Source organism: Amycolatopsis sp. NPDC098790 (genome assembly GCF_044759945.1).
Taxonomy (GTDB): Bacteria; Actinomycetota; Actinomycetes; order Mycobacteriales; family Pseudonocardiaceae; genus Amycolatopsis.
The window spans coordinates 1638906-1658048 of sequence record NZ_JBIWAI010000002.1; the positions used below are offsets into that span (position 1 = coordinate 1638906).

19 protein-coding genes and 1 pseudogene are annotated in these 19143 nt (G+C 72.0%); 7 read left to right on the plus strand and 13 right to left on the minus strand.

All coding sequences use genetic code 11. The annotated features are described in order from the left end of the window. Positions 1 to 73 precede the first annotated feature (73 nt). Genes ACIQWX_RS21380 through ACIQWX_RS21395 form a run of 4 tightly spaced genes read left to right on the plus strand, consistent with a single transcriptional unit; the run spans position 74 to position 2225 of the window. Positions 74 to 1216 (plus strand): M24 family metallopeptidase, encoded by a 1143-nt coding sequence (locus ACIQWX_RS21380; protein WP_400873514.1) that lies wholly within the window; start codon positions 74 to 76, stop codon positions 1214 to 1216. Beyond that, on the plus strand, positions 1213 to 1668 hold the full coding sequence (locus ACIQWX_RS21385) for an Lrp/AsnC family transcriptional regulator (RefSeq protein ID WP_003092399.1): 456 nt from the start codon (positions 1213 to 1215) through the stop codon (positions 1666 to 1668). Before ACIQWX_RS21380 ends, ACIQWX_RS21385 begins: the two co-directional genes overlap by 4 nt. A 46-nt stretch (positions 1669 to 1714) precedes the next feature. Beyond that, on the plus strand, positions 1715 to 1939 hold the full coding sequence (locus ACIQWX_RS21390) for a hypothetical protein (RefSeq protein ID WP_400873520.1): 225 nt from the start codon (positions 1715 to 1717) through the stop codon (positions 1937 to 1939). After that, positions 1926 to 2225, plus strand: a complete 300-nt coding sequence (locus tag ACIQWX_RS21395) for a hypothetical protein (protein WP_086682453.1) — start codon at positions 1926 to 1928, stop codon at positions 2223 to 2225. The genes ACIQWX_RS21390 and ACIQWX_RS21395 overlap by 14 nt, the downstream gene beginning before the upstream one ends. An 85-nt stretch (positions 2226 to 2310) precedes the next feature. Here the strand turns inward: ACIQWX_RS21395 and ACIQWX_RS21400 are convergent, their stop codons facing one another. From ACIQWX_RS21400 to ACIQWX_RS21410, 3 genes are all read right to left on the minus strand, one after another. Next, entirely contained in the window at positions 2311 to 3390 is a 1080-nt protein-coding gene (locus tag ACIQWX_RS21400) for a GDSL-type esterase/lipase family protein (protein ID WP_400873524.1), read from the minus strand. Between the two features lie 49 nt (positions 3391 to 3439). After that, a complete protein-coding gene (locus ACIQWX_RS21405) occupies positions 3440 to 4624 on the minus strand; it encodes a cytochrome P450 (protein WP_400873527.1) in 1185 nt (394 codons plus the stop codon). Between the two features lie 163 nt (positions 4625 to 4787). Then, positions 4788 to 5690: a LysR family transcriptional regulator gene (locus ACIQWX_RS21410; RefSeq protein WP_400873530.1), complete on the minus strand. Its 903-nt coding sequence runs from the start codon at positions 5688 to 5690 to the stop codon at positions 4788 to 4790. 98 nt (positions 5691 to 5788) lie between these two features. Here ACIQWX_RS21410 and ACIQWX_RS21415 point away from each other — a divergent pair, with 98 nt between their 5' ends. Continuing rightward, positions 5789 to 6634: an oxidoreductase gene (locus ACIQWX_RS21415; protein WP_400873533.1), complete on the plus strand. Its 846-nt coding sequence runs from the start codon at positions 5789 to 5791 to the stop codon at positions 6632 to 6634. Here ACIQWX_RS21415 and ACIQWX_RS21420 read toward each other — a convergent pair. The 5 genes and pseudogenes from ACIQWX_RS21420 to ACIQWX_RS21440 form a co-directional block, all read right to left on the minus strand. Next, positions 6631 to 7339 (minus strand): annotated as a pseudogene (locus tag ACIQWX_RS21420) (IS481 family transposase); the annotation flags it as partial. The gene ACIQWX_RS21415 and the pseudogene ACIQWX_RS21420 sit on opposite strands and share 4 nt — an antisense overlap. Before the next feature lie 105 nt (positions 7340 to 7444). Continuing rightward, the gene (locus ACIQWX_RS21425; RefSeq protein ID WP_400873536.1) at positions 7445 to 7780 is read right to left on the minus strand and encodes a VOC family protein; all 336 of its coding nucleotides are present in this window, start codon (positions 7778 to 7780) and stop codon (positions 7445 to 7447) included. Between the two features lie 96 nt (positions 7781 to 7876). Further along, on the minus strand, positions 7877 to 8545 hold the full coding sequence (locus ACIQWX_RS21430; protein WP_400873539.1) for an ABC transporter ATP-binding protein: 669 nt from the start codon (positions 8543 to 8545) through the stop codon (positions 7877 to 7879). Beyond that, the gene (locus tag ACIQWX_RS21435) at positions 8542 to 9234 is read right to left on the minus strand and encodes an ABC transporter ATP-binding protein (RefSeq protein WP_400873544.1); all 693 of its coding nucleotides are present in this window, start codon (positions 9232 to 9234) and stop codon (positions 8542 to 8544) included. The genes ACIQWX_RS21430 and ACIQWX_RS21435 overlap by 4 nt, the downstream gene beginning before the upstream one ends. Then, the gene (locus ACIQWX_RS21440) at positions 9227 to 11809 is read right to left on the minus strand and encodes an FtsX-like permease family protein (RefSeq protein ID WP_400873547.1); all 2583 of its coding nucleotides are present in this window, start codon (positions 11807 to 11809) and stop codon (positions 9227 to 9229) included. The genes ACIQWX_RS21435 and ACIQWX_RS21440 overlap by 8 nt, the downstream gene beginning before the upstream one ends. A gap of 286 nt (positions 11810 to 12095) precedes the next feature. Between ACIQWX_RS21440 and ACIQWX_RS21445 the strand changes: the two genes are divergently transcribed. Next, on the plus strand, positions 12096 to 13811 hold the full coding sequence (locus ACIQWX_RS21445) for a glycosyl hydrolase family 18 protein (RefSeq protein WP_400873550.1): 1716 nt from the start codon (positions 12096 to 12098) through the stop codon (positions 13809 to 13811). Positions 13812 to 13923: 112 nt separating this feature from the next. Beyond that, positions 13924 to 14457: a carboxymuconolactone decarboxylase family protein gene (locus ACIQWX_RS21450; RefSeq protein WP_400873553.1), complete on the plus strand. Its 534-nt coding sequence runs from the start codon at positions 13924 to 13926 to the stop codon at positions 14455 to 14457. Here ACIQWX_RS21450 and ACIQWX_RS21455 read toward each other — a convergent pair. The 5 genes from ACIQWX_RS21455 to ACIQWX_RS21475 form a co-directional block, all read right to left on the minus strand. After that, positions 14454 to 15383: a zinc-binding alcohol dehydrogenase family protein gene (locus ACIQWX_RS21455; RefSeq protein WP_400873557.1), complete on the minus strand. Its 930-nt coding sequence runs from the start codon at positions 15381 to 15383 to the stop codon at positions 14454 to 14456. The genes ACIQWX_RS21450 and ACIQWX_RS21455 overlap by 4 nt on opposite strands. 4 nt (positions 15384 to 15387) lie before the next feature. Further along, positions 15388 to 16248 (minus strand): dioxygenase, encoded by an 861-nt coding sequence (locus ACIQWX_RS21460; protein WP_400873560.1) that lies wholly within the window; start codon positions 16246 to 16248, stop codon positions 15388 to 15390. Between the two features lie 11 nt (positions 16249 to 16259). Next, positions 16260 to 17051: a citryl-CoA lyase gene (locus tag ACIQWX_RS21465; RefSeq protein ID WP_400873563.1), complete on the minus strand. Its 792-nt coding sequence runs from the start codon at positions 17049 to 17051 to the stop codon at positions 16260 to 16262. Then, the gene (locus ACIQWX_RS21470) at positions 17044 to 18204 is read right to left on the minus strand and encodes a CaiB/BaiF CoA transferase family protein (RefSeq protein ID WP_400873566.1); all 1161 of its coding nucleotides are present in this window, start codon (positions 18202 to 18204) and stop codon (positions 17044 to 17046) included. Before ACIQWX_RS21470 ends, ACIQWX_RS21465 begins: the two co-directional genes overlap by 8 nt. A gap of 67 nt (positions 18205 to 18271) precedes the next feature. Beyond that, positions 18272 to 19081, minus strand: coding sequence for an IclR family transcriptional regulator C-terminal domain-containing protein (locus ACIQWX_RS21475; protein WP_400873569.1), 810 nt, complete (start codon positions 19079 to 19081; stop codon positions 18272 to 18274). Positions 19082 to 19143 lie beyond the last annotated feature (62 nt).

Consider the following 19143-nt stretch of genomic DNA (forward strand, 5'->3'; position numbering starts at 1 on the left):
TGCGTCACCCGGCCCGGCATGTCGTGGCCCCACGCCGACCGGGCACCCCGGCCGCCCCACTAGGCTCGGCCCCATGTCGCGCCGTTCCCTCCACACGCCTGCTCCCGACGCCGCCGCCCTGAAGGCCCGCCTGGACCGCGCCCGCGCTGCCGCGGCTGCCGCGGACACCGATGCCCTGCTCGTCGCGCCCGGGTCCGACCTGCGGTACCTGCTCGGCCAGGCCGGCGGGTCGTTCGAGCGGCTCACCACCCTCGTCGTGCCGGCCGACGGCACCCCGGCGCTCGTCGTGCCGAAGCTGGAGGCGCCCGGCTACGCCGACGTCCCCACCGACGACCTCGGTGTCGAGCTGCTCACCTGGGTGGACGGCGACGACCCCTACAAGCTCGTCGCGGACCGGCTCGGCAAGCCCGGCCGGGTCGCGGTCAGCGACTTCACCCCGGCCCTGCACGTCCTCGCCCTGCGGTCCGCGCTCGGGTCCGCCGAGCAGACCCTGGCCGGGCCCGTCGTGCGGGAGCTGCGGATGCGCAAGGACGCCGCCGAGATCGCGTCGCTGCGGGACGCCGGTGCGGCCATCGACCGGGTGCACGCCCGCGTCCACGAGTGGCTGCGTCCCGGCCGCACCGAGGCCGAGGTCGGCGCCGACATCGCCGCGGCCATCGTCGAGGAGGGCCACGCCCAGGCCGACTTCGTGATCGTCGGGTCCGGCCCGAACGGCGCCAGCCCGCACCACGACGTCTCCGACCGCGTCATCGAAAAGGGTGACGTCGTGGTCGTCGACATCGGCGGCCCGCTGCCGGCCGGCTACAACTCCGACTCCACCCGCACCTACGCCGTCGGCACCCCGCGCGACGCCGACGTGGCCGAGACCTACGCCGTGCTGCAGCGCGCGCAGGCCGCCGCCGTCGCCGCGGTCAAGCCGGGCGTCACCGCCGAGGCCGTCGACGCCGCCGCGCGCGACGTCATCGCCGAGGCCGGGTTCGGCGAGTACTTCATCCACCGCACCGGCCACGGCATCGGCCTGGACGTGCACGAGGAGCCCTACATCATCGCCGGCAACGCGCTGCCGCTGGAGCCGGGCATGGCCTTCAGCGTCGAGCCGGGCATCTACCAGCCGGGCCGGTGGGGTGCCCGGATCGAGGACATCGTCATCGTCACCGAAGACGGCGTCGAGTCCGTCAACAACCAGCCGCACGAGCTCGTCGTGCTGGACGCATGACGCCCGGCGGCCTGGAGCCCCTCGATCAGTCGATCGTCCAGGAGCTCGCGGCCGACGGGCGGCGCAGCTTCACCGACCTCGCCGAGCGCGTCGGGCTGTCGGTGTCGGCGGTGCACCAGCGGGTGCGCCGCCTCGAGCAGCGCGGGGTCATCCTCGGCTACACCGCGCGGCTCGACGGCGAGCAGATCGGCCTGCCGCTGACGGCGCTGATCTCGCTGACGCCGAACGACCCGGCCGCGCCGGACGACTACCCGCAGCGGATCCAGCACATCAAGGAGATCGAGTCCTGCTACTCGGTGGCGGGCGACGAGTCCTACATCCTGCTGGTGCGCGTCCAGTCGCCGCTCGCGCTGGAGGACCTGCTGCGCCGGATCCGCGAGGCCGCGAAGGTGTCGACCCGGACGACGGTGGTGCTCTCTACGCCGTTCGAGGGACGTTCGCCGACGTTCTGACGCCGGCGCCCCGCCTGGCGGCCGGGGCGCTGGTACGGTAAAAGGTATGGCAACACGTAAGGTCACTCTTTCGCTGGACAGCGGCGCACTGGAATTCGCCGAACGCGCCGCGAAAGCCCACGGAATCTCGGTCTCGTCCTGGCTGTCGAAAGCAGCCCGGCGCGAGGCGGTTCGCACGGGTTACACCCCGCAGAGGCCGGAACCGGCCGTCGCGGAATCGGACGAGGCCGAGCTGAGCGCGGCGGAGAAGGATCTGCGTGCGCAGGGGTGAAGTCTGGACGTACCACCCCCCGACCGAACCGGCCCGGCAGCGCACCGTCGTGCTGCTGTCCTCGGACGGGGTGAACGAGTCCGAGCGCCCCTGGCTGCTCGGCACGGAACTCCTCGAACGCGACCCGATGGACATCCTCGGGGTGGCGATCGACGCCCGCTACTGGGTGTCGACGCTCAACCTGACCCGGCTCTACCGGCCGTGGTTCGACGAGCGCCTCGCCGAGATCGACCAGGACGTCCAGGAGCGCATCGACATCGCCCTGCGAGCCGCCCTCGATCTTTGAGTGTATAACGCCCTATACCAACCGGCGATCACGGAAAACCACGTAGGCCCAGCACTTCAAAAGAAGCAAGAGACAAGGGCGGGCCTCAGCGGGCCACGACCTCCGGGGCCGGGTGGAGCTTGCCGTCGGCGCCCGCCAGGCACGAGGCGTTGCCTTCGCGTGCGGCGATGAACTCCGTGACGCAGTTGGCGATCGCCGTGTGGCCGGCCGCGTTGGGGTGGAACGACTCCTGCAGCGCGTGGCCCGCCCGGTCCGCCTGGCCGAGGTCCGCGAGCTGGAGCGTCAGGCGCGTGAACCACTCGGTCGCCGGGTTCGCGCCGCCGCTGCACGCCTCGTGCTTGGCGCCGGCCTTGGCGAGGTCGAGGAACCGGGCGCCGGTCTGCTGGGCGGCCGCTTTGAGGCCGGCCGAGAGGACGCCGATGCCGGTCTGGGAGATCCAGCGCAGGTCTTCGACGCGGAACGGGCAGCCGTTGAGGCTGCGCAGGTCTTCCGGCAGGTCCGGGCCGATCGGGGCGGCGTAGGACTGCAGGATCAGCTGGTAGTCCGCGGGCACGTACCCGGCGGCGGCCAGCACTTTCTTGACGTCGGAGACGGCGGTGGCGACCTTCGGCACCATCGCGTCCACTTTGGACTGCCAGGTCTGCTTGAGGGCGTCGCTGCAGGCGGGGCCGCCGGGGTTGAACCACGCTTTGAAGCATTCGGTGACCTGGTTGGAGAACTTGGGTTCGTCGTTGGCGCCGACGGCGATCACGACGGCGGCGACGCGGTGGTCCTTGACGAGTGCGGCGAGCTGTTGCGCCTGTGAGGGTTCGGTCCACTGCTTGACGTCGCCGAGGGCGACCTGTTCGGCGGGGGCGCCGGAGCAGCCGAGGTTGACGTGGGCGGTGATGCCGGGGACGGCGATCTTGTCGACGAAGGCGTTGGATGAGCGGTGGCACCAGTTGCCGCCCTGGCCGTTGGTGGTGGGGGTGTACTGGCCGGCGCCTTCGCCGGAGACGGTGCTGTCGCCCATGGCGACGACGGTCAGGGGGCCGGTGCCGGGTGGGCCCTGTCGGGGCTGGGGGCGCCCGGGTTGGCTTTCGGAGCCGAAGAAGACGAAGAAGCCGGCCAGCAGGGCCACGCAGACGAGGACCAAGGCCCCCCAGTACCACTTGAGACGTCGCATCGCCGTCGATTCTACGGATGGGGTGCCCGGCCTGGGGATGCGTTGCCGATCACGCCGAGCGGGCGACGGGCCGGCGGGGGACGAGCTCGACCGGGAGCTCGCGGACGCCGAAGATCATCGGGGACGGGTAGCCGACCTGGACGCCGTCGCGGATGCGGATGTCGGTGAAGCGGTCGAGGAGCTGTTCGAAGACGATGCGGCCTTCGAGGCGGGCGAGCGGGGCGCCGAGGCAGAAGTGGACGCCGCCGCCGAAGGCGAGGTTGGGTTCTTTGCGAGGCCGGGGATCGAAGCGCGTCGGGTCGGTGTGGTGGCGGGGGTCGCGGTTGGCGCCGAGGACCCAGGGGGTGACCATCGACTTGGCGGGGATGGTGACGCCGCCGAGGTCGGTGTCGGTGGTGGTGATGCGCAGCAGCCGCATGATGGGCGGGCGGTGGCGGGTGACTTCCTCGAGCAGGCTGGGGATGAGGCGGTGGTCGCGGCGGACCGCGGCGGCGGCGTCGGGGAAGTCGTGGAGGGCCAGGACGGTGTTGCCGAGCATCATGGTGGTGGTGATGTGGCCGGCGGCGAGCAGGAGTGAGGCGAAGTTGAGGACTTCGTGGTCGGCGAGGCGTTCGCCGTCGACTTCGGCGTGGGCGAGGCCGCTGAAGAGGTCGTCTTCGGGGTGGCGGCGGCGCTGGGAGAGCAGGTCGGCGAGGTAGTCCTCCATGACTTCGGTCAGGGAGGTGCCGTCTTCGCGGGGTGCGCCGCCGGTGAGGAGGGCGTCGGCCCAGCCGCGGTAGAGGGTGCGGTCTTCGGGTGGGATGCCGATGAGGTCGCCGATGACGGCTACGGGGAGTGCATAGGCGAGGTCGCGGATGAGGTCGGGGTCGTCGCGTTCGGCCATTTCGGTGATGAGGGTGCCGGTGGCGGTCGTGATCCGTGGTTCGAGATCGGCGACGACTTTGGGGGTGAACGCTTTGCTGACCAGTTTCCGGAGGCGGTGGTGCACCGGTGGGTCGACGGCGGCCATGTTGCCGCGGACGGCTTCGGCGGTGTCGGGAAGGAGCAGTCCGGGGTCGGAGGAGAAGGTTTGGTGGTCGGTGAAAATGCGCTGGACGTCGGCGTGGCGGAATACGTGCCAGGTGTCGTTTTCGTCCGCGATGACCGGGGTGTTCTCGCGCATTTCGTCGACCCAGTGGAACAGTGCGGATCCGCCGTCGGCCAGTGACGGGGGGTGGACTGGGGGCGAGGTCATCCGGGGACTCCTTTGCCGAAACCGTTTTTCGCCGGTCGAAGACAATCGGTTGTCGATGTCGAACACGCTATTGGCGGTGCTGGTTGGGCGGCAACGAGAAAAGGTGATCTTGTCGGTCAACGAAATGGGCTTGCCGATCAACTTTGGGTGACAACGGGACGATTCAGCCCGCTTCGGTCAGATCGGTGGTCGCGGCCAGTTCGGTGGCGACGTCGGTGATCACCGGGATCGCGGGGTTGTCGTTGCCGGGCAGCCACACGAGTTCGGTCCGGGCGATGTCGTTCTCGAGGGGGACGAACGCGACGCCGGTGCGCCGCAGGCTGTGCGACGAGCGGGTCAGCCGGGTGACGCCGACGCCGGCGGCGACGAGGCCGAGCAGGCCTTGCACGGTGGTGGCGCGCTGGACGACCCGCGGGGTGTAGCCGGCGGCGGCGAAGTCGGCGTCGTAGCTGCGGTGCCAGGGTTCCCAGCTGCCGCGCGGGGTGAGCACCCACGGTTCGGCGGCGAGATCGGCCAGTTCCAGGGACGGGCGTTCGGCGAGCGGGTGGTCGGCCGGGAGGACGGCGCAGACCTCTTCGGTGAGCAGGGTGCGCGAGGCGAGGCCTTCGACCAGCGGTGGGCGGGTGAAGGCGAGGTCGAACCGGCCGTCGCGCAGGCCGTCGACGAGGTCGGCGATCGGTGCTTCGGCGGTGGTCACGGTGAGGTCGGGGTAGCGCTCGCGCACGGCGCGCAGGATCGGGGGCAGCAGGTAGTTGGCGGTGGTGGTGAGGAACGCGAGCCGGGCGCTGCCGATTTCGCCGCGCAGGGCGCGGCCGAGGGTGGTGACGGCTTCGTCGGCGCGGGCGAGGACGGCGCGTGCTTCGGGGAGGAAGAGCTTTCCGACGGCGGTGAGGCGGGTGCCGCGGGCGTCGCGGTCGAAGAGGCGGGTGCCGAGGCCGCGTTCGAGGACGGTGATCTGCTGGGAGAGGGATTGCTGGGCGATGTGGAGGCCGGCGGCGGCGCGGGTGAAGCTGGTTTCGTCGGCGACGGCGACGAAGTAGCGCAGCTGCCGGAGCTCGGGGGTCACAGGCTCCGACTGTAGCCGTGGCAGGGGATCGGTGTTGGCGGCGCGGTGGTGATCTTCCGCAGGATGGGTGGCAGGAAACCCACTGGGAGGAACGGAAGATGACGAACACCGACGGCCGCGTGTGGCTGATCACCGGCTGCTCGGCCGGGTTCGGCCGGGAGATCGCGCTGGCCGCGCTGGCGGCGGGTGACCGGGTGCTGGCGACGGCGCGGCGACCGGAGACCCTGGACGGGCTGCGGGAGCAGGGTGGGGACCGGGTGCGGACGGCGGCGCTGAACGTGACCGACGCCGGGCAGATCGACGCGGCGGTGAAGACGGCGCTGGCGGAGTTCGGCCGGATCGACGTCGTGGTGAACAACGCGGGCAACGGTTCGGTCGGCGCCGTGGAGGAGCTGACGATGGACGAGCTGCGGGCGTTGCTGGAGGTGATGTTCTTCGGCGCGGTCGCGGTGACGAAGGCGGTGCTGCCGCTGCTGCGGGCGCAGGGCAGCGGGACGGTGGTGCAGATCAGTTCGATGGGCGGGCAGCTGTCGATGCCCGGGTTCGGTGCCTACAGTGCGGCGAAGTACGCGCTGGAAGGTATTTCGGAGGCGCTCGCGGAAGAGGTGAAGCCGTTCGGGGTGCGGGTGCTGATCGTCGAGCCGGGTGCGTTTCGCACGGAGTTCGGGGGTGGGCGGATGCACCGCTCGCGGACGATCGACGCGTATGCGGTGTCGACGTCGGGTACGCGGGAGGCGGTGGAGAGCATGGACGGCACGCAGCCCGGTGACCCGGCGAAGGCGGCCGCGGCGATCGTGCGCGCGGTCGGCGCCGAGGACGCGCCGCTGCACCTGGCGTTGGGCGCGGACGCCGTGGAGGCGATCCGCGCCCAGCACCGGGCGCTCGCGGCGGACCTGGCCGCCTGGGAAGAGGTCAGCCGGGCCACCGCGCTGGGTCGGTTGTGATGTCCGGGGAGGTTGGTTAGCCGGGTGACCGGCGGCTTGCCGCCGGTTGAGCTGTGGGGTCGGTGGTGATTGTAGAAGTGCAACCACCCTGGTACCGCGGCTCGCCGCAGGGTTTCCGTCAGGTAGAAGCGGGCGTAGGTCCAGCCCTCGGCCGAGGTCCGGTTGCGGTAGGCGTTGCGGGGCTTGCCTGGTGTCGCGGCCCGGTTGCAGTCGCCCTGGGTGCGGCCGACGAACCGGTGCCCGACGCCGTCGGGGATGTTGCCGAATTTGGTGACATCGACGTGGATCAGCGAGCCAGGGTGGTCGTGTTCGTAGCGGCGCAGCGGTTCACCGGTGACCCGGTCGATGCGGGACAGGCGGTTGATCCGGCAGCGGGTCAGCACCGCGTGCACGGCGAGGCGGGCAGGCCGAGCCGGCCGCCGATCTGGACCGGGCCCAGCCGCTTGCGCCACCGCGGCCGCACGATCTGCCGCACCAGCGGGGGCGAGGTCTTGGTCGGGCTGTGGCGTGAACGGCAGCTGAGGTCAGCCATCCCGCTGGGCCTTCGGTGCGGTAGCGGTCGGTCCATCTGCGGGCGGGTTCCGGCGGCGACCATGAACATCTCGCCGCTGCGGTGGGGGTCCAGCCCTGCTCGACGATCAGGCGAGCCGGCCTGAGTCGGGTTCGTGGGGTGAGGGTGGGACACGAAGGCCTCCGGTGGGTGATGTGGTTTCTCGACAGCTCCACTTCACATCCGGAGGCCTTCACCTGTCTGCACGACAGGCCGTCACCGGTCACCTCAACTCGGGACGACGTCCCTGGACATCACAGTTAGTCCTGCAGGAGGCCGAGGACGTTGCCGTCGGTGTCGGTGAAGGTGGCCACGAGGCGGCCGTTGCCGACGTTTTTCGGCTCTTCGTTCACCTTCGCGCCGGCCGCGGTCACCTCGGCGAGCTTGTCGTGGATGTCGGCGACCTCCCAGTAGGCGACCGGGGCGGTCGTGCCGCTGTTCGGGACCAGGCCGATGTGCTGGCCGCCGGCGTCGTACCCGACGTAGTAAGGCGAGTCGGCCTGGGGCTCGATGCCGAGCAGGGCGGTGTAGACGGCCTTGGCGGCGGCCAGGTCGGTGACGGGGTGCAGGACGGTCTTGATCCCCTGGGTGCTCATCGTGGTGCTCCTGAAGTCGTGGTCTGTGGTACGGCGACAACGCTATTGCCGGGCCGGTGACCAGCGCTTCTCGATTCCTGATCGGTTGGAGCGGGGTCAGTCGAGCAGGGCGGTGAGGACGCCGTCGAGGAGGCGGACGCGGCGGTCGGCGATGCGGTGGACCTCGTCGTCGTGGGTCGCGACGATCACTGCCGCTCCTTCTTCGGCGCAGCGGCGCAGCAGCCGCAGCACCCGCGGAGTGGATCCCGCGTCGAGGTGGGCGGTCGGTTCGTCGGTGAGCAGGACGCGGGGTCGGCCGGCGACGGCGCGGGCCAGGGCGACGCGTTGCTGCTGCCCGAAGGAGACTTCCAGGGGGTAGCGGTCGCCGAGGTCGCCGATGCCGAGTTCGTCGAGCAGTTCGGTGACGCGGGCGTGGATCGCCTTGGGTGATGGGCGGGGGACGTCGGAGCGCAGGCGCAGGGGCAGGGCGACGTTTTCGGCGATGGTGAGCTCGTTGGCCAGCCCGAGGGCCTGCGGCAGGACGGCGCAGGTGTGCCAGGGCGGGGCGCCGCTGATGGGGACGCCGTCGAGCAGGACGCAGCCGGAGTCGGGGGAGTCGAACCCGCACAGGAGGGCGAGCAGGGCGCTCTTGCCGGAGCCGGAGCGGCCGGACACGGTGACGAGCTCGCCGGCGCCGACGCGCAGTTCGAGGCCGCGCAGGACTTCGATGTCGCCGCTGGGGTGGGCGAAGCTGCGGCGCAGGCCGACGGCCTCCACGAGGGTCACGGCAGGGGCTCCCGTTCTTCGACGCGCTCGAGGGTGCCCTTGTGGAGCCGGGCGACGCGGGCGCCGAGGTCGATGAGGCGGTCGTCGTGGGAGGCGACCAGGACGGCGAAGTCCTGGTCCACCAGGTACTGCAGGGTGTCGAGCACCAGGTCGGCCGAGGCTTCGTCGAGCTGGGAGGTGGGTTCGTCGGCGAGGATGACCGTCGAGCGCGCGGCGAGCACGCACCCGAACGCCAGCCGTTGCTGCTGGCCGCCCGAGAGGGCGGAGATCTTCCAGTCGCCGGTGCCGTGCAGGCCGAGCCGGCCGAGGATGTCGTCGGAGCTGCATTCGGTGCCGGCGGCTTCGGCCGCGGCGTGCAGGTTGTCGGCCACCGACAGGTAGCCGAGCAGGTTGTCGGAAGGGTTCTGGAACACCAGGCCGAGGTGGTGGCGGCGCAGGGCGCGGCGTTCGCGGTGCTTGAGCCGGTGGACGTCGGCGCCTTGGAAGGTGAGGGTGCCGCGGGCGGGTTGTTCGAACAGGCCGAGCACGCGCAACAGCGTGGACTTGCCGGAGCCCGACGGACCGGCGAAGACGGTCATGCCGCGGGCGGGGACGTCGAAGCTGATGTCGTCGACGCCGGTGACGGTGCCGGCCGGGGTGGGGTAGTCGACGCCGATGCCGCGCAGGGTGAAGATCGGTTTGTCAGGCACGGATCAGCTCCGCGGTCCGGGCGGTGCGCACCGAGCGCACCGCGATCCAGCCGGCGAGGCCCACGACCAGGACGCCGACGAACAGCACGGTGAGGACGAAGGGCAGCGGGTCGGGCAGTTCCGAGCGGGGCGCGAGGAACGTCGCCGGGTCGAACCGGGGTACGGACAGGCCCGCGACCGAGACGCCGCAGACCACGCCGACGACGATCGCGAGGCCGCTGAGTGCGCCGAGTTCCATGAGGTGGCTGGCGAGCAGGGTGCGCGGGCGCATGCCCATCCGCAGGACGAGGGCGCCGGCGAGGGCGTTCTGCCGTCGCCGGACTTCGACGGCGACGAGCAGGGCGAGGATGGCCACGACCCCGAGGACGGCGCCGAGGAGCGCGACGAAGGAGAACGTCCAGGACACGACGAAGAAGGGGAGGCCGTCGAGTGCGGTTTCGCGGCTGATCCGGTTGGGGATGAAGACGCCGGCGGCGCGCAGGGCGGCGGTGGCGTCGGCCATCGGCGTGGTGGTCAGGACGCTCCACTTGGGGATGCGGTCGAGCTGGCCGTGGTCGAGGGCGGTGCGGGAGACGACGTAGCCGGGGGAGGTGCCGATCATCGGGAAGACGGGCAGGTCGGCGACGGTGACGGCGTCGCGCAGGCCGTTCGGCAGCTGGGCGGTCTGCTTGGCGGTGTGGCCGATGCGCAGGACCGGCGTGCCGCGCGGGTCGGGCTGGGAGATCCGGCGCAGGAGCCCGGCGAGGTCGTCGGTGGGGATGTCGCCGGTGGCGGCGCCGCGGGTGAACGTCTCGGGGTCGACGACGAGCACGACGCTGCCGGTGCCGGTCAGTTCCCCGACCACGGTGCTGGTGCCGGCGAGCGAGGCCGGCATGGCGACGGTGCCCATGCCGATCGGGCTGTCGGTGTCGAGGCGGGCGGTGCTGCCGACGAAGATCGCCGACTTGGTGTCGAGGGCCTGCTCCTGGCCGTTGGCGATGCCGATGCCGGTGGCCAGCGTGCCGATGGCGAGGGTGCCGATGACGAGCACGCCGGTCACGGGCGCGCGGGCGCCGGCGAGGCGGCGGATGGCCAGCTGCAGGGCCGGGCGCGACCAGATGCGCGCGCGGTGGGAGGCGTGCAGGGCCAGCCACGCCAGCCGGGCGGTGAGCAGCCCGACGGTCAGGACGACGAACACCGGGTAGGTCAGGGCGAGCGGGTCGACCTGCGGTAATGGATTTCCGAGCCGGGACGCCGTGCCGTAGTGGGTCAGGCGGGTCCAGCCGAGCCACGCCATGCCGGCCGTGGCGAGCTCCCACGGGAAGTAGCCCAGCAGCCGCATCCGGTTGCCGCCGCGGCGGACGCGGCCCAGTTCGAACTCCCGGTGCGTCCGCACGGCGACAACCAGGGCGAGCAGCACGAGGGACACCACGAGCACGCCGGTCGCGACGAGCCCCGCGCGCAGTTCGGCCTCGGGGTCGGGGGCGCCGGGTGGGCCGTAGACGCCGAGCAGCAGGCGGGCGGCGACCGCGCCGAGCGCTCCGCCGAGCACGATGGGGAGGCCGAGTTCGGCGACGGCGAGGCCGCCGAGGGCGCCGGGTCCGCTGCCGCGCGCGGAGAGCAGCCGCAGCTGCGCGTGCCGGCGCTGGTACCACTGCAGGGCGACGGTGCCGAGGCCGGCGCAGCCGACCAGGACGCTGATCAGGGCGAGCGGCAGGATCGAGACGAACACGTTGTCCTGGGCCTGGCGGGCGATCTGGACCGAGCGTTCGAAGGTGGGGACGTCGGCGGCGACGAGGGTGCCGAGGCCTTGGGCGGTGAGGTCGGCGCGGACGTCGGCGACGAGGTCGCGGGAGCGCTGCAGGAGGTCTTCGGCCGCGCTGAGGGTGGCCGGGGGCGGTTCGTAGAAGGAGATGTGGAAGTACTGCACCTTCGGCAGGCCGATGGCCGCGACCGCGGTGTCGAAGGTCTTGCGGTCGGTGGCGAAGACGATGGAGTCGATGGGGTCGTTGGCGAGGCGGTCGACGACGGCGCCGGACTGCTGCGAGCACCACCACCGCGGCGGCGGGTCGAGCAGGTCGCGGTAGATGCCGGTGACCGGCGGCAGCGCGATGCCCTGGATGCTGGGCTTGGCGCCGACGCCGATGTGCTCGGCGTCGGCGACGACGTTGCCCAGCCACAGCCCGGGCGCGCGGGTGCCCTGCTGGAGCGTGAGGTTGTCGAGGCCGGCCTGGTCGCGGTAGGCGAGGCGGACCTTGTAGTTGGGGTCGCCGTTGAACTGCGTGCCGGGCAGGACGTTCGTGTATTCGCCGACGACCGGCGTGCCGAAGCCGTGGGCGGGTGCGTGGCGCTGGACCGCGCTCGTGAGGGCCGGGATGTCCTGGACGGGGATGTTGCCCTTGCCGAAGACGGGGCCGTAGCTGTCGGGGCAGGTGATCCCGGTCTGGTAGGCGACGGCCGCACCGCCGGCGGCGGAGGCCTGCAGGACCGCGGCGGTGCCGAGGAAGCAGGCGAGCAGCGCGGTCACCGCGGCCACGACCAGGGTGAGCGGGCTGGAGAGGGCGGCTTTGGGGGCCGCACGCCACGGCTTGGTCACTCTGCGCTGTCCAATCTTCCCCCATTTCACCCGCATGGACGCGCACGCTACCGGCAGATCGCAGGAGTTGGCACGTTTTTGTATCCGATCGTTGCTCACTGGCGGTCATCGGCCACGAAATGCGTGGCGAGCAACGGCTGCGGCCATCCGGCCGGTTTAATGGTCTAGACCTTGACGCACCGATTGGTCTGATCCAATCCTGAAGACGTTCTCGCCGTGTTACGCCGCGGCACGGCTTCCCGCCGGCACTGGAGCGCAGATGCGTCGACGCAGACCTTTCTCCCGAATGTCCGTTTTCCTTGCCTTGACGGCGATGTCGGCCGGCTCGCTGGTCGCCGCCGCCGGGACCGCCCAGGCCGCCACGCCGCTGCCCGCGCACGTCTTCGCGCCCTACTTCGAGGCGTGGACGGGCGAAAGCCCCGCCGCGCTGGCGCAGCAGTCCGGCGCCAAGCACCTCACGATGGCGTTCATCCAGGCCGCCACCAAGGGCTCCTGCACCGTGTACTGGAACGGCGACACCGGGATGCCCATCTCGAACGGCGTCTTCGGCGCCGACATCGCCACGATCCGCTCGCGCGGCGGCGACGTCATCCCGTCCTTCGGCGGCTACACCGCCGACAACACCGGCACCGAAATAGCCGACAGTTGCACCAATGTGGACTCGATCGCCGCGGCTTACGAGTCGGTGATCACCACCTACGACGTCCCGCGCCTCGACATGGACATCGAGGACAACTCGCTCACCAACTCCGCCGGGATCGACCGCCGCAACAAGGCCATCAAGAAGGTCCAGGACTGGGCCGCGGCGTCCGGGCGGTCGCTGCAGATCTCCTACACCCTGCCCACCACCACCCGCGGCCTCGCCGACAGCGGCCTGGCCGTGCTGCGCAACGCCGTCGCCAACGGCACCCGCGTCGACGTCGTGAACCTGATGACGTTCGACTACTACGACAACGCCGCCCACCAGATGGCCACCGACACCCAGACCGCGGCCGCCGGGCTCGTCTCCCAGCTGGGATCGCTGTACCCGGGCAAGACCCAGGCGCAGCTGTGGGGCATGGTCGGGATCACCGAGATGATCGGCGTCGACGACTTCGGCCCGGCCGAGACGTTCACCACCGCCGACGCGGCCACCGTCTACAACTGGGCGGTCTCCAAGGGCATCAACGAGCTGTCGTTCTGGGCGCTGCAGCGCGACAACGGCAGCTGCCCCGGCGGCGCGGCCGCGGACAACTGCTCCGGCATCGCCCAGGACACGTGGTTCTTCAGCCACGCCTTCGAGCCGTTCACCGGCGGCACCACCGTGCCGGGCAACGACTTCTCCCTCACCGCGAACCCCCCATCGGCGTCGGTGGACCCGGGCGGCTCGGCGACCGCGACGGTCGGCACCGCCGTCACGTCCGGCTCGGCCCAGCAGGTGACGCTGTCGGTCACCGGCGCACCCGCCGGCGTGACGGCGTCGGTCAGCCCGGGCTCGGTGACCGCGGGCGGCAGCGCGACGCTGTCGGTGAGCACCACCTCGGCCGCGGTCCCCGGCAGCTACCCGCTGACGGTCACCGGCACCTCGCCGTCGGCGAGCCACAGCGCCACCTTCACCCTCACCGTCAAGGGCACCCCACCCGCGGGCGGGGTCGTCAACGGCGGGTTCGAGTCCGGCGCGCTGAGCCCGTGGAGCGCCACCGGCGACGCGATCGTCGCCACCCCGGCCCACTCCGGCACCCACGCGCTCCAGGTGGTGCCGACGGCCTCGGCCACCGGTGAGGCGGCGCAGAACGTCACCCTCGCCCCGAACCACGCCTACACGCTCAAGGCGTGGGTGCAGGGCAGCTACGCCTACGTCGGCGTCCGCAGCGGGGCGACCGCGTCGACGTGGACCTCGAGCAGCGGCTGGACGCAGCTGTCGGTGCCGTTCACGACCGGCGCGTCCGGCGCGGTGACGGTGTACGTCCACGGCTGGTACGGCCAAAGTCCCCTCTACGCCGACGACTTCACCCTCAGCTGAACCCACGGTTGAGCCTTTCGGCGGCGGCCCGGTTGCGCAACGCGGAGGTTGGCCGGGCCGCCGTCACCCGAAAGACTCGCGAGGAGATCATCCGCCTCGCGAGGAGCAGCCGATGCCGCACATCCCGCTCGACCCGCAGTTGCCGGGAATCCGGTCGCTGATGGCCTACCGCCCGGAGACCGCGGTGCCGCTGAACCACCTCGCGCAGACGCTGCTGCGCGGGCCCAGCACACTGACGGTCGGCGAGCGCGAGCTGATCGCGGCCGTGGTCTCGAACGGCAACGAGTGCCGCTTCTGCCACGGCAGCCACGCCGCGGCGGCGGCCGAAACCCTCGACGGCGGCCGCGCGGTGGTCGACGCGGCCTGCGCCGGGGTGGACGACGCACCCGTGTCCGGCAAGATCAAGGCGTTGCTGCGGATCGCCCTCGCGGTCCGCGAAACGGGCCGGGCCGTCACCGACGAGCTCGTCGCGGCGGCCCGCGCGGAAGGGGCGACCGACCTCGAGCTGCACGACACCGTGCTCATCGCGGCGGCGTTCTGCATGTACAACCGCTACGTCGACGGCCTGGCCACGGTCGCCCCGGAGGACCCCGCGGCCTACGAGATGATGGGGAAGGTGCTGGCCGCCGAGGGCTACGGCCGCTAGGGCACCAGCACGATCCGGCCCGGGCGGGTCCACGCGTCGCCGGCGTCGGCGAGCGGGACGCGCTCGTGGTCGACCGTCAGCTCGCCGGCGATCGCGTGCCCCACCACCGTCAGCAGCGCTTCGCGGCGCCGGTCGGCGTCGAGCTCGTTGTTCGTGTAGCCGTGGATGTGCAGCGACCGGCTGCGCAGCACCGCCGAGGACACCGGGAACTCGTCGCCGGCCGCGCTGCCGAGGTTCACCAGCCGCCCGCCTGGGCGCAGGGTGCGCAGCGCCGCCGCGGCCGGGAGCCCGCCCACCGGATCGATGACCAGGTCGACCGGGACGTCGCCCAGCCGCTCGGCCGGCAGCCGCACAACGCTGTCCGCGCCGAGCCGCCGGGCCCGCTCCAGCGCGGCGTCCGACCGCGCGCACGCGACGACGTGGCCGGCGCCGGCCACCCGCGCCAGCTGCACCGCCGACTGGCCCACCACCCCGCCGGCGCCGAGCACCAGCACGGTCTCCCCGGGGAGCAGGTTTCCCTTCCACGTCAAGCACATCCACGCCGCCACGGCCGACAGCCCGAGCGCCGCGACCAGCCCGTGGTCCGCCCCCGGCGGCAGGACCACCAGATCGGCGGGCGCGACGACGGCGTGCTCGGCCATGCTGCCGTCCCCGGGCCGCATCCCGGCGGTCGTGGCGAACCAGACCGGGGTCCCGGCCGGCTCGGTCGGCGTCGGCCGGGTGAGCACGCCGACGCCCTGCACCCCCGGCACGTACGGCAGCTCCGGCAGCCCGAAGTAGGACGTGCCGGACGCGCACAGCAGGTCGAGCGGGCTGACCGGCGCCGCGGTCACGCTCACCGCGACCTCGCCCGGCCCGGGCTCGGGCGCCGGCCGGTCGGTCACCACCGGGGGAGCGCCCGCCGCCCGGATCTCCGCCGCGCGCACGGCGTCAGACGGGCTGCAGGACGAAGTCGTACCGGGCCAGCAGCCACGGTTCGCCCGACTCGCCGCCGTCCGGGGTCGGGCCCGGCTCACGCGGTTCGAACGCCACGACCAGCTCCTGCTTGGTGCCGAACACGACGTCGCTGTCGAGGTACTGCGCGCCCTCCTGGAACAGGTGCGTGATCAGCGGCTCGTAGCCGGCGGCGTTGATCAGGAAGTGCACGTGCGCGGGCCGGAAGTGGCTGATGTCGGTGCCGCCGATGAGCGCCCCGACCGGGCCGTCCATCGGGATCGAATAGCCCTTCGGCGCGATCGTGCGCAGGCAGTAGGACCCGTCCGGGCGGGTCGCGTACTTCGCGCGCAGCCGGGCTTCGTCGATGCCGGGGATCTGCGACTCGTAGGCGCCTTCTTCGTCGGCCTGCCAGACGTCGAGGATCGCCCCGCCGACGGGGGAGCCGTCGAGACCGCGGACGGTGCCGGTGATGTAGAGCGGCGTGCCGGGCAGGCCGTCGGACATGTCGCCGCCGAAGTCCTTTTCCGGCGAGCCGTCGATGTGGAACGGCCCGAGCACGGTCGCCGGCGTGGCCTTGGCGTCGAAGGCGTGGTTCATCTGCACCACCAGCATGCTCAGGCCGAGCACGTCGGAGGCGAGGATGAACTCTTCGCGCTTCTCGTCGCTGATCTGCCCGGTCTCGGTCAGCCACCGCATCGCGGCCATCCACTCCGGTTCGGTCAGCCGGACTTCGCGGGCGAAGGCGTGCAGGTGCCGGACGAGGGCGGCCATGACCTGCGCCGTGCGCGGGTCGTGCGCGCTCGACCACCGCTGCGCGGCGAGCTCGGTGATGTTGTCCTCGGTGACGAGCTGCATCGGCGTTCCTCTCAGCGTTGCGGGTCCGGCGGGACCGGCCGGTTGTTCAGGTCGACCGACAGGAAGACGTCGTTGGCGACCGGGTGGCGCAGCTCCTCGGCCAGCTGCCCGACGAGCCCGGCGGTCCGGGCCAGCAGCGCGAACCCGCGCAGCAGCTCCAGCGGCAGCCCGAGGTCGGCCAATGCCGCGCCGCAGACGCCGGCGCCGTTGAGCGGCAACGTCTTCCCGAGCACCCGCGGGTGCACGCGGCCGATGGCGGCGAACAGCTGCAGGTGCGGGCCGCGCAGCCCTTCCTCGTCGGCGATTTCGAACAGCCGGCGGGTGCGTGGGTCGCCGTCCTTGTGGACGTGGTGCCCGAGGCCGGGGACGAACTTCTTGTCCGCGCGCGATTTTTCGACGGTTTTGAGGGCCAGGGCGTCCCAGCCGGCTTCGTCGGCGGGGGTTTCGGCGCCGGCGAGGACGTCGTGCAGGAACCGGCCGCAGTCCTCGGTGACACCGAGGAAACGCGACCCGCCGCCGAGCAGCCCGGCGGCCAGCGCACCCTGCACCGAGTCCGGTGCGGACAGGTAAGTGAGACGCGTGACGATGGCGGTCGGGGTGAAGCCGTGGTCGGCCAGCGCCGCCAGCACCGCTTCGAAGACGCGGGTCTCCCCTGTGGACGGACGTCGTTGCGTTGCCAGCCAGAACGCCAGCTCGCCGAACCCGACCTTGCCCATGACGTCCTCGGCGAGGTCCTGGCCGAGCAGCGTGATCTTGTCCTTTGTGGACGATCCGAGCGCGGTTTCGTAGACGCGGTCAGTCATGCGGGGTCTCCGTCAGCCAGGCGCGCAGCTCGGCGCCGTGTTCGTCGAGCTCCGGCGGCGGCAGCCGGTAGGCGGCGGGGGTCGCGGAGAACCGGATCGGGTGCCGGGTCGTCGGCACCGCGCGCTCGCCCTCACCGACTTCGACGATGGGGTCGAGGCCGAAGCGCTCGGCCATCGCGAAGCCGCCGTCGATGGTGTTGATCGGTCCACACGGGACACCGACCTTCGTCAGCGCGTCGAACCACTCCACGGCGCTTTTCTTCGCCAGCCGCTCGACCAGGATCGGCCGCAGCTCCTCCCGGTTCTTCGTGCGGTCGGCGTTGCGGGCGAACCGCGGGTCGTCGGGCACGTCGGGCAGGTCGAGGACTTCGCACAGCCGGCGGAACTGGCCGTCGTTGGCCGCGGCGACGATCAGGTCGGCGTCGGCGGTCGGCAGGGGCTCGTAGGGGAAGACGCTCGGGTGGGCGTTGCCCATCCGGTAGGGCACGACCCCGCCGGCGGCGTAGGCGGAGCTGTGGTTGACCAGCCCGGTCAGCGCCGAGGACAGCAGGTTCACCTCGACGTGCTGGCCTTCGCCGGTGGCGTCGCGGTGGCGCAGCGCGGCGAGGATGCCGATCACCGCGTGGTTGCCCGCCATCACGTCGAACACCGAGATCCCGGCCCGGTACGGCGGGCCGTCCGGGTCGCCGGTCAGGCTCATCAGGCCCGAGATCGCCTGCACCATCAGGTCGTAGCCGGGCACGTGCCTGCCCTCGCCGGACCCGAACCCGCTGATGGAGGCGTAGACGCTGCCGGGGTTGGTCGTCCTGATGGTGTCGTAGTCCAGGCCGTACTTGGCCAGGCCGCCGGGCTTGAAGTTCTCGATCACCACGTCCGCCCGCGCCGCCAGCTCCCGGGCGACGGCGGCGTCGGCGTCGGTGCGCAGGTCGAGGGCGATCGAGCGCTTCCCGCGGTTGACGCCGAGGTAGTAGGTCGAGACGTCGCCGCGCACCGGCGGCATCCACGTGCGCGTCTCGTCGCCCTGCGGACCCTCGACCTTGACGACCTCAGCACCCATGTCCGCCAGCAGCATCGTGGCGTAGGGGCCGGCGAGCACCCGGGAGAAGTCCGCGACCAGCAGCCCGGTCAGCGGGCCGGCAGCGCTGGTGTTCACCCGGTTCCTCACTTCCTGTCCGTCCAACGGACGTCTGTCCGCAGTTTGCCGCCGCGGGCGGCCGCGGTCAAGACACCGCCGGCACGGTGACGTGCGGGACGTCGTCGAGGCGCGCGAAGTCGGCGCTGATCTCCCCGGCGGTCTGCAGCAGCAGCGGCAGGTGGTGCTCCAGCAGGCGCTCCACCGGCGTCTCGGCGGCGTGGCAGTTGACGTTGACCCCGGCGATCACCCGCCCGGCGCCGTCGCGCAGCGGCGCGGCCACCGACCGGATACCGAGGGCGAGCTGCTCGTCGGTGAGGGCCCAGCCGCGGGCGCGGACCTCGCGCAGCTCGGCGTCGCGCTCGGCCCGCTCGGGTTGCCAGCGCGGGACGAGCCCGGAGCGGGTCGGCTGGGCCAGCACCTCCTCCAGCTCGTCCGGGGCCAGCGCGGCGAGCTGGACCTTGCCCAGCGACGTCGGCAGGGCGGGGAAGCGGGTGCCGATCTGGACGGCCAGCGCGACGATCTTCGGCACCGCGACCCGGGCGACGTAGACGATGTCGGAGCCGTCGAGCTGGGCGATCGAGCACGACTCGTTCGTGCGCTCGACCAGGCGCTCCAGGTGCGGGCGGGCGACGTCCCACAGGCCCATCGACCGCACGTAGGCGACGCCGAGGTCCAGTACCCGCGGGGTGAGCGCGTAGCCGCGCCCGCCCGCGCGGACGTACCCGAGCTCCTCCAGGGTGAGCAGGATCCGGCGCGCGGTCGGGCGGGCCAGGCCGGCGGCGTTAGCCACCTCGGCCAGCGTCATCTCCGGCCGCCGCGGCCCGAACGCCGTGATCACCTCGAGCCCGCGCGCCAGCGCTTCGATGAAGTCGGGACCCGTTCCCTCGCGTGGCATGCACGACCTCCCTCTCCCAGTCCTGCCCGCAGCGTAGCGGCGGGGATTGACACCGGCCCGGC

Excerpts from the sequence above, each read along its gene's own strand:
- ACIQWX_RS21380 (WP_400873514.1), top strand. The coding sequence starts at position 74 with ATGTCGCGCCGTTCCCTCCACACGCCTGCTCCCGACGCCGCCGCCCTG.
- ACIQWX_RS21385 (WP_003092399.1), top strand. The coding sequence starts at position 1,213 with ATGACGCCCGGCGGCCTGGAGCCCCTCGATCAGTCGATCGTCCAGGAG.
- ACIQWX_RS21390 (WP_400873520.1), top strand. The coding sequence starts at position 1,715 with ATGGCAACACGTAAGGTCACTCTTTCGCTGGACAGCGGCGCACTGGAA.
- ACIQWX_RS21400 (WP_400873524.1), bottom strand. The coding sequence starts at position 3,390 with ATGCGACGTCTCAAGTGGTACTGGGGGGCCTTGGTCCTCGTCTGCGTG.
- ACIQWX_RS21405 (WP_400873527.1), bottom strand. The coding sequence starts at position 4,624 with ATGACCTCGCCCCCAGTCCACCCCCCGTCACTGGCCGACGGCGGATCC.
- ACIQWX_RS21415 (WP_400873533.1), top strand. The coding sequence starts at position 5,789 with ATGACGAACACCGACGGCCGCGTGTGGCTGATCACCGGCTGCTCGGCC.
- ACIQWX_RS21425 (WP_400873536.1), bottom strand. The coding sequence starts at position 7,780 with ATGAGCACCCAGGGGATCAAGACCGTCCTGCACCCCGTCACCGACCTG.
- ACIQWX_RS21445 (WP_400873550.1), top strand. The coding sequence starts at position 12,096 with ATGTCCGTTTTCCTTGCCTTGACGGCGATGTCGGCCGGCTCGCTGGTC.
- ACIQWX_RS21450 (WP_400873553.1), top strand. The coding sequence starts at position 13,924 with ATGCCGCACATCCCGCTCGACCCGCAGTTGCCGGGAATCCGGTCGCTG.
- ACIQWX_RS21460 (WP_400873560.1), bottom strand. The coding sequence starts at position 16,248 with ATGCAGCTCGTCACCGAGGACAACATCACCGAGCTCGCCGCGCAGCGG.
- ACIQWX_RS21465 (WP_400873563.1), bottom strand. The coding sequence starts at position 17,051 with ATGACTGACCGCGTCTACGAAACCGCGCTCGGATCGTCCACAAAGGAC.
- ACIQWX_RS21475 (WP_400873569.1), bottom strand. The coding sequence starts at position 19,081 with ATGCCACGCGAGGGAACGGGTCCCGACTTCATCGAAGCGCTGGCGCGC.